Consider the following 6,857-nt stretch of genomic DNA (forward strand, 5'->3'; position numbering starts at 1 on the left):
CACCCGCACCCGCCGTCGAACCCGCACCCCCGATGCCATGGGCCGCCGTCGAACCCGCACCTCCGAGCTACAACGCGCCCGGCCCTCAAGCCCCCGTGTTGGCGAGCGCCTCCGACAACTCCGCCGCCACCTGCTGGAGCACCGGCACGATCCGCTCCGTCGCCGCCTCGGTGACACGGCCCGCCGGACCGGAGATGGAGATCGCGGCGGCGGTGGGGGAGTCGGGGACGGAGACGGCGAGGCAGCGGACGCCGATCTCCTGCTCGTTGTCGTCGACGGCGTACCCCAGGTCGCGCACCTCGGCGAGCGCGGCGAGGAAACCGTCGGGAGTCGTGATCGTCTTGTCCGTCGCGGCGGGCATCCCGGTACGCGACAACAGGGCCCGGACCTCGTCGGCGGGCAGGTCGGCGAGCAGCGCCTTGCCGACGCCCGTGGAGTGGGGCAGCACACGGCGGCCGACCTCGGTGAACATCCGCATGGAGTGCTTGGACGGCACCTGCGCCACGTACACGATCTCGTCGCCGTCGAGCAGTGCCATGTTCGCCGTCTCGCCCGTCTCCTCGACCAGCCGCGCCAGATAGGGGCGGGCCCAGGTGCCGAGCAGCCGGGACGCCGACTCGCCGAGGCGGATCAGACGCGGGCCGAGGGCGTACCGCCGGTTGGGCTGCTGGCGCACATAGCCGCACACCACCAGGGTGCGCATCAGCCGGTGGATCGTGGGCAGCGGCAGCCCGCTGCTCACGGACAGCTCGCTGAGGCCGACCTCGCCGCCGGCGTCCGCCATCCGCTCCAGCAGGTCGAAGGCGCGCTCGAGGGACTGGACGCCGCCGCTGGACGAGGACGACTTGGTGGAGTCGGTGGTGCTGGCGCTGGACGTCGGCACGGCGCGGGTCCTTTCACGAAGGCGGGCGAAGTCGCAGCCTACCGGGCAGTTCGTTGACTGCTCGCTTGTGCGTCACTATGTTCTGCCTGACGGAATTCTCATTCCGACTAGTGAAAATGTCCAGAGTGGCGGGGTGAGGAGCAGAGTGGGGGAGGGGGCTCTTGACGGGGCTCGACCTGGAGTGAAGACTCCTTCAACAGAACGTTGAATTCCGTTACGTGGAAGTAAATCCCGTGGACGCGGAAGAGAAACGACGGCAGGACGAGAGGGGTCCGGGTGTCCGACGCTGAACTGGTGCTGCGCTCGACGCGGGTCATCACGCCCGAGGGATCGCGCCCCGCCGCGGTCGCGGTCGTGGACGGCCGCATCACGGCCGTCCTCCCGTACGACGCCGACCTGCCGTCCGGTGTCCGCCTGGAGGATCTGGGCGACGACGTCCTGCTGCCGGGCCTGGTCGACACCCATGTGCACGTCAACGATCCGGGCCGTACCCACTGGGAGGGCTTCTGGACCGCGACGCGGGCCGCCGCCGCCGGCGGCATCACCACCCTCGTCGACATGCCCCTCAACTCCCTGCCGCCGACCACGACCGTCGACCACCTCCGTACGAAGCGGGAGGTCGCCGCCGACAAGGCGCACATCGACGTCGGCTTCTGGGGCGGCGCGCTGCCCGACAACGTCAAGGACCTGCGCCCGCTGCACGACGCCGGTGTCTTCGGCTTCAAGGCGTTCTTGTCTCCGTCCGGCGTCGACGAGTTCCCGCACCTCGACCAGGAGCGGCTCGCCCGCTCCCTGGCCGAGATCGCGGGCTTCGGCGGACTGCTCATCGTGCACGCAGAGGACCCGCACCACCTCGACACCGCCCCCCGGCGCGGCGGCCCCCGGTACGCCGACTTCCTCGCTTCCCGTCCGCGCGACGCCGAGGACAGCGCCATCGCGGCCCTCATCGACCAGGCCCGCCGGCTCGACGCCCGCGTCCACGTCCTGCATCTGTCCTCCAGCGACGCGCTGCCGCTGATCGCCGCCGCCAAGGCCGACGGCGTACGGATCACCGTGGAGACCTGCCCGCACTACCTCACCCTGACCGCCGAGGAGGTCCCGGACGGGGCGAGCGAGTTCAAGTGCTGCCCGCCGATCCGCGAGTCCGCCAACCAGGACCTGCTGTGGCGGGCGCTCGCCGACGGCACGATCGACTGCGTGGTCACCGACCACTCCCCGTCCACGGCCGATCTGAAGACCGACGACTTCGCCACCGCCTGGGGCGGCATCTCGGGCCTCCAGCTGAGCCTCGCCGCGGTCTGGACGGCGGCCCGCGGACGCGGCCACACCCTGGAGGACGTGGTCCGCTGGATGTCGACCCGCACGGCCGCCCTCGTCGGCCTCGACCACAAGGGCGCCATCGAGGCGGGCCGCGACGCCGACTTCGCCGTGCTCGCCCCGGACGAGACGTTCACCGTCGACCCGGCGGCCCTCCAGCACCGCAACCGGGTGACGGCGTACGCCGGCCGGACGCTGTACGGCGTCGTCAGGTCCACCTGGCTGCGCGGCGAACGCATCGTCGCCGACGGCGAGTTCACCGCACCGAAGGGACGGCTCCTCACCCGCACCCCCTGATCCACTCCCGCACCCGCAGCGGCCCACAACCGAGAGGCAGACCTGATCAACGTGACGGCGATCGTGAACTTCACCGGCGACGCGAACCCGTACGGCGGCGGTGACCCGTACGCGGACTACCGCACCGCCGACCTCCCCTTCACCCACTACGCCGACCTCGCCGACCGCCGGCTCGGCGCCGGTGTCATCGCCGCCAACGACGAGTTCTTCGCCCAGCGGGAGAACCTGCTGCTGCCCGAGCGGGCCGAGTTCGACCCGGAGCACTTCGGGCACAAGGGCAAGATCATGGACGGCTGGGAGACCCGCCGCCGCCGGGGCGCCTCGGCCGAGCACCCCTGGCCGACCGCCGAGGACCACGACTGGGCGTTGGTCCGCCTGGGCGCGCCCGGCGTCGTGCGGGGCATCGTCGTCGACACCGCCCACTTCCGCGGCAACTACCCGCAGGCGGTCTCGGTCGAGGCCGCCTCGGTGCCGGGCACCCCCTCGCCCGAGGACCTCCTCGCCCCCGACGTGAAGTGGACGACCCTCGTACCGCGCACCCCCGTCGGCGGCCACGCGGCGAACGGCTTCGCCGTCTCCGTCGAACAGCGCTTCACCCACCTGCGCGTCAACCAGCACCCCGACGGCGGCATCGCCCGTCTGCGGGTGTACGGCGAGGTCGTCCCGGACCCCGCGTGGCTGGACGTCCTCGGCACCTTCGACGTGGTCGCCCTGGAGAACGGCGGCCGGGCGGAGGACGCCTCCAACCTCTTCTACTCACCGGCCACCAACACCATCCAGCCCGGCCGCGCCCGGGTCATGCACGAGTGCTGGGAGACCCGCCGCCGCCGTGACCAGGGCAACGACTGGATCCGCTACCGCCTGGCCGCACAGTCCGAGATCCGGGCCCTGGAGATCGACACCGCCTGCCTGAAGGGCAACGCGGCGGGCTGGGCCAGTGTCTCGGTCCGGGACGGCGAGGACGGCACCTGGACGGAGATCCTCCCGCGCACCCGCCTCCAGCCCGACACCGACCACCGCTTCGTGCTTCCCGAGCCCGCGGTGGCCACCCACGCCCGCGTCGACATCTACCCGGACGGCGGCATCTCCCGCCTGCGCCTGCACGGTTCCCTGACGGACGAGGGCAGGACGCGGCTGGCGGCACGCTTCCAGGAACTGGGCGCCTGACAGCACCCCTCCCGGCCGCACCGATGAGTTGCGGGCGCCCGCGGGGTCTGAGGTGATGACAACAGATCCCGCACCAGGAAGCAGGCGATCGCCATGGGCAAGCTCGTCTCGACCGTGTTCGTCACCCTCGACGGCGTCTACCAGGCCCCCGGCGGCCCCGAGGAGGACACCCGCGGCGGCTTCGAGCACGGCGGCTGGAGCTTTCCGTACGCCGACGACGACTTCGGGAAGTTCGTCGAGGAGAGTTTCGGCAGGGTCGGCGCGTTCCTCCTCGGCCGCCGGACGTACGACATCTTCGCCTCGTACTGGCCGAAGGTGACCGACCCGGCCGACCCCGTCGCCGGCAAGCTGAACACGCTGCCGAAGTACGTCGCCTCCACGACCCTCACGGACCCCGAGTGGTCCGGTACCACGGTCATCGGCGGGGACCTCGCCGACCAGGTCACCGCCCTCAAGGAGCGCACCGACGGCGAACTCCAGGTGCACGGCAGCGGAGCGCTGGTCGGTTCCCTGATCGACCTCGGCCTCCTCGACACCCTGCACCTGCTGACCTTCCCGGTGGCGCTCGGCTCCGGCCTCCGGCTGTTCCGGGAGGGGGCCGTGCCGACGGCCTTCCGGCACGCGGGCGGCCGGATCACCGGCAAGGGCGTCTCGATCCAGACCTACGAGCGGGAGGGGCGCCCCTCCTACGGCAGTTTCGCCCTGCCCGAGGACGCCTGACGGGGCGTCGTATGTGAAGGAGGAACGGGCCGTCCGTGAACTCCGGTGAACTCCCGGAGAACTTCACGGGCGGACCCGTCGAATCCTCGGACTTGTCATTGACATGCCATTGTCTACGCGCGTCATCATGAGGTCATGAGATTCCCCCCACGCACAGCGCGCGCCACGCGTCTCGGCGCCACCGCCGCCCTGCTGTCCGCCCTCCTCGTGGGCGGCGGCACCGTCACGGCCACCGCCGCGGACACCTCGGCCGCCGCCGTCGGCAGCATCTGCCACAGCCGCCTGCCGGCGGAGGCGGCCACCACGCTGAACCTCATCGAGCGGGGAGGCCCGTTCCCCTACACGCAGGACGGCAGCGTCTTCCAGAACCGGGAGCGCGTCCTGCCCTCGCGGTCCAGCGGCTACTACCACGAGTACACCGTGCAGACGCCCGGCTCCTCCACCCGCGGCGCCCGACGCGTCGTCACCGGGCAGCAGCACCAGGAGGACTACTACACCGCCGACCACTACGCGTCCTTCGACCTGATCGACCACGACTGCTGACCACCGCGGGGACACCCGTCGGGCCGTCCGTCCTCCCCCCACAGGAACGGACGGCCCGACGGCCCCGGTCACCTGGCCCTGCGGCTGTCGGCCGCCGCGAACAGGGCCAGCCCCAGCACGATCAGTGCGATGCTCACGTAGAGCTCGTAGCCGTCCAGGACGGCCCACCGCTGGGTCACCCCCCACCGCAGCTTGCCGGTGAGCTCGTAGACCAGCCCGCCCGAGCCCTGCAACAGGGCGAGGAACCCGAGGAACTCCAAGAACTGCTTCATGACAGGAATCCTCGCGCCGCGGACCCCGCCCGCCCATCGGTCGTGGGACCCTGCCCGCCCGACCGCGGTAGCGATCCGAGCGGCGCCCGGACGCCGAAAGTCGACGAGGTCACGACTTTGGTCGCGATCCCCGGCAGAAGGCGCCGACGGGGGCCGACTCTGCGTAGATTTGTCGACTGTGAGTGGTGACCCACCGGTGCCCGAACCACCGGCCTTCCCCGGGCGGCGCTGGCTGTTGCCGTCGGCCCTCCTCGACCCCGCCCAGGGCTCCGGTACCGGGCGGCCGGAACGGCGACCCCGACGCACCGCGCGTGACTGGGTCGTCGACTTCATGTGCTTCCTGTTCGCGGTGGGCATCGGCCTCCTCGGCGTGGACACGGTGAGCAAGGAGGTCGCCCTCCCCGACGCCTACGCCGTCCTCGACCAGGTGCTCGGCGCGCTCGCCTGCGCCGCGGTCTGGCTGCGCAGACGCTGGCCGACCGGGCTCGCCGTCGCCATGGTCGCGGTCTGCTTCGTGTCCGCCACCGCGGGCGGCGCCGGCCTCGTCGCCCTCTTCACCCTCACCGTCCACCGGCCCTTCCGGTACGTGGCCTGGGTGGCCGGCACCGCGCTCCTGCTGAACCCGGTCTACTACTGGCTGCGCCCCGACCCGGACCTCTCGTACCTGGGGGCGGTCTTCCTCTCCGTCGTGCTCACCGGCGCCATCGTCGGCTGGGGCATGTTCGTGCGCTCCAAGCGACAGCTCATGCTGAGCTTCCGGGACCGCGCCCGGCGGGCCGAGACGGAGGCCGCCCTGCGGGCCGAACAGGCGCAGCGCCTGGCCCGCGAGGCCATCGCCCGAGAGATGCACGACGTCCTCGCCCACCGGCTGACCCTGCTCAGCGTCCACGCGGGAGCCCTGGAGTTCCGGCCCGACGCGCCCCGCGCGGAGATCGTCCGCGCGGCGGGCGTCATCCGGGAGAGCGCCCACGAGGCCCTCCAGGACCTGAGGGAGATCATCGGCGTGCTGCGCGCGGGCGACTCCGACGACGCCGGGCGCCCCCAGCCGACGCTCGCCGCACTCGACGGACTCGTCGCCGAGTCCCGCGTGGCCGGCATGAAGGTCGTCCTCGACCACCACGTCACCGACCCCGCCGCCGTGCCCGCCTCCGTGGGCCGCACCGCGTACCGCATCGCCCAGGAGTGCCTCACCAACGCCCGCAAGCACGCGCCCGGTGCCGAGGTCACCGTCACGGTCGCGGGCGCCCCGGCCGACGGACTCACCGTCCGCGTCCGCAATCCCGCTCCGCCGGGGGAGGTCCCGCCCGTCCCCGGCTCCGGACAGGGGCTGATCGGCCTGACCGAGCGGGCCACCCTCGCCGGTGGCCGCCTGGAGCACGGCCCCGAGGCGGACGGCGGCTTCGCGGTGCGGGCCTGGCTGCCCTGGGGCTGAGAGTTGTCGGTGACGGCGGTGACGGCGGTGACGGCGGGGCGCCTTGTAGCTCGGGGGTGCGCGGTAAGTCGGCGGGTGCGGGTGGTGTGTGGTTTCTCGCGCAGTTCCCCGCGCCCCTGAAGGCTTGGGCCTGCGGCCCGGCCTTCAGCGGGATGGCGCCGTCGAAAAGCACGGGGCGCAGCCCCGGTCGCTTTTCAGGGGCGCGGGGAACTGCGCGAGAAACCAC

The 6,857-nt window shown here is 72.2% G+C and carries 7 protein-coding genes; 5 read left to right on the forward strand and 2 right to left on the reverse strand.

The window, feature by feature from the left end; translation table 11 throughout:
- Positions 1–85: 85 nt before the first annotated feature.
- Positions 86–883, reverse strand: coding sequence for an IclR family transcriptional regulator (locus AOK15_RS32960; protein WP_055521985.1), 798 nt, complete (start codon positions 881–883; stop codon positions 86–88).
- Positions 884–1,159: 276 nt separating this feature from the next.
- On the opposite strand from AOK15_RS32960, the gene allB reads away from it, so the two are divergent.
- The 4 genes from allB to AOK15_RS32980 all read left to right on the forward strand — a co-directional run bounded on the left by allB (position 1,160) and on the right by AOK15_RS32980 (position 4,927).
- Positions 1,160–2,497 (forward strand): allantoinase AllB, encoded by a 1,338-nt coding sequence (gene allB / locus AOK15_RS32965; RefSeq protein ID WP_055521986.1) that lies wholly within the window; start codon positions 1,160–1,162, stop codon positions 2,495–2,497.
- Positions 2,498–2,548: 51 nt separating this feature from the next.
- Positions 2,549–3,664: an allantoicase gene (alc, locus tag AOK15_RS32970; protein ID WP_055521987.1), complete on the forward strand. Its 1,116-nt coding sequence runs from the start codon at positions 2,549–2,551 to the stop codon at positions 3,662–3,664.
- 93 nt (positions 3,665–3,757) lie between these two features.
- Entirely contained in the window at positions 3,758–4,384 is a 627-nt protein-coding gene (locus AOK15_RS32975) for a dihydrofolate reductase family protein (RefSeq protein WP_055521988.1), read from the forward strand.
- Between the two features lie 135 nt (positions 4,385–4,519).
- Entirely contained in the window at positions 4,520–4,927 is a 408-nt protein-coding gene (locus tag AOK15_RS32980) for a guanyl-specific ribonuclease (protein WP_055521989.1), read from the forward strand.
- 68 nt (positions 4,928–4,995) lie between these two features.
- Here AOK15_RS32980 and AOK15_RS32985 read toward each other — a convergent pair whose 3' ends face one another.
- Complete coding sequence (locus AOK15_RS32985; RefSeq protein WP_055521990.1) at positions 4,996–5,199, reverse strand: hypothetical protein; 204 nt, start codon at positions 5,197–5,199, stop codon at positions 4,996–4,998.
- A 178-nt stretch (positions 5,200–5,377) separates the two neighbouring features.
- Here AOK15_RS32985 and AOK15_RS32990 point away from each other — a divergent pair, with 178 nt between their 5' ends.
- On the forward strand, positions 5,378–6,631 hold the full coding sequence (locus AOK15_RS32990; protein ID WP_055521991.1) for a sensor histidine kinase: 1,254 nt from the start codon (positions 5,378–5,380) through the stop codon (positions 6,629–6,631).
- Positions 6,632–6,857 lie beyond the last annotated feature (226 nt).

The organism is Streptomyces ossamyceticus, from assembly GCF_001418475.1.
GTDB classification, from domain to species: Bacteria; Actinomycetota; Actinomycetes; order Streptomycetales; family Streptomycetaceae; genus Streptomyces; species Streptomyces ossamyceticus.

Bases quoted from the DNA above. Each gene is read 5' to 3' on its own strand.
- AOK15_RS32975 (WP_055521988.1), top strand. From the start codon at position 3,758: ATGGGCAAGCTCGTCTCGACCGTGTTCGTCACCCTCGACGGCGTCTAC.
- AOK15_RS32980 (WP_055521989.1), top strand. From the start codon at position 4,520: ATGAGATTCCCCCCACGCACAGCGCGCGCCACGCGTCTCGGCGCCACC.
- AOK15_RS32985 (WP_055521990.1), bottom strand. From the start codon at position 5,199: ATGAAGCAGTTCTTGGAGTTCCTCGGGTTCCTCGCCCTGTTGCAGGGC.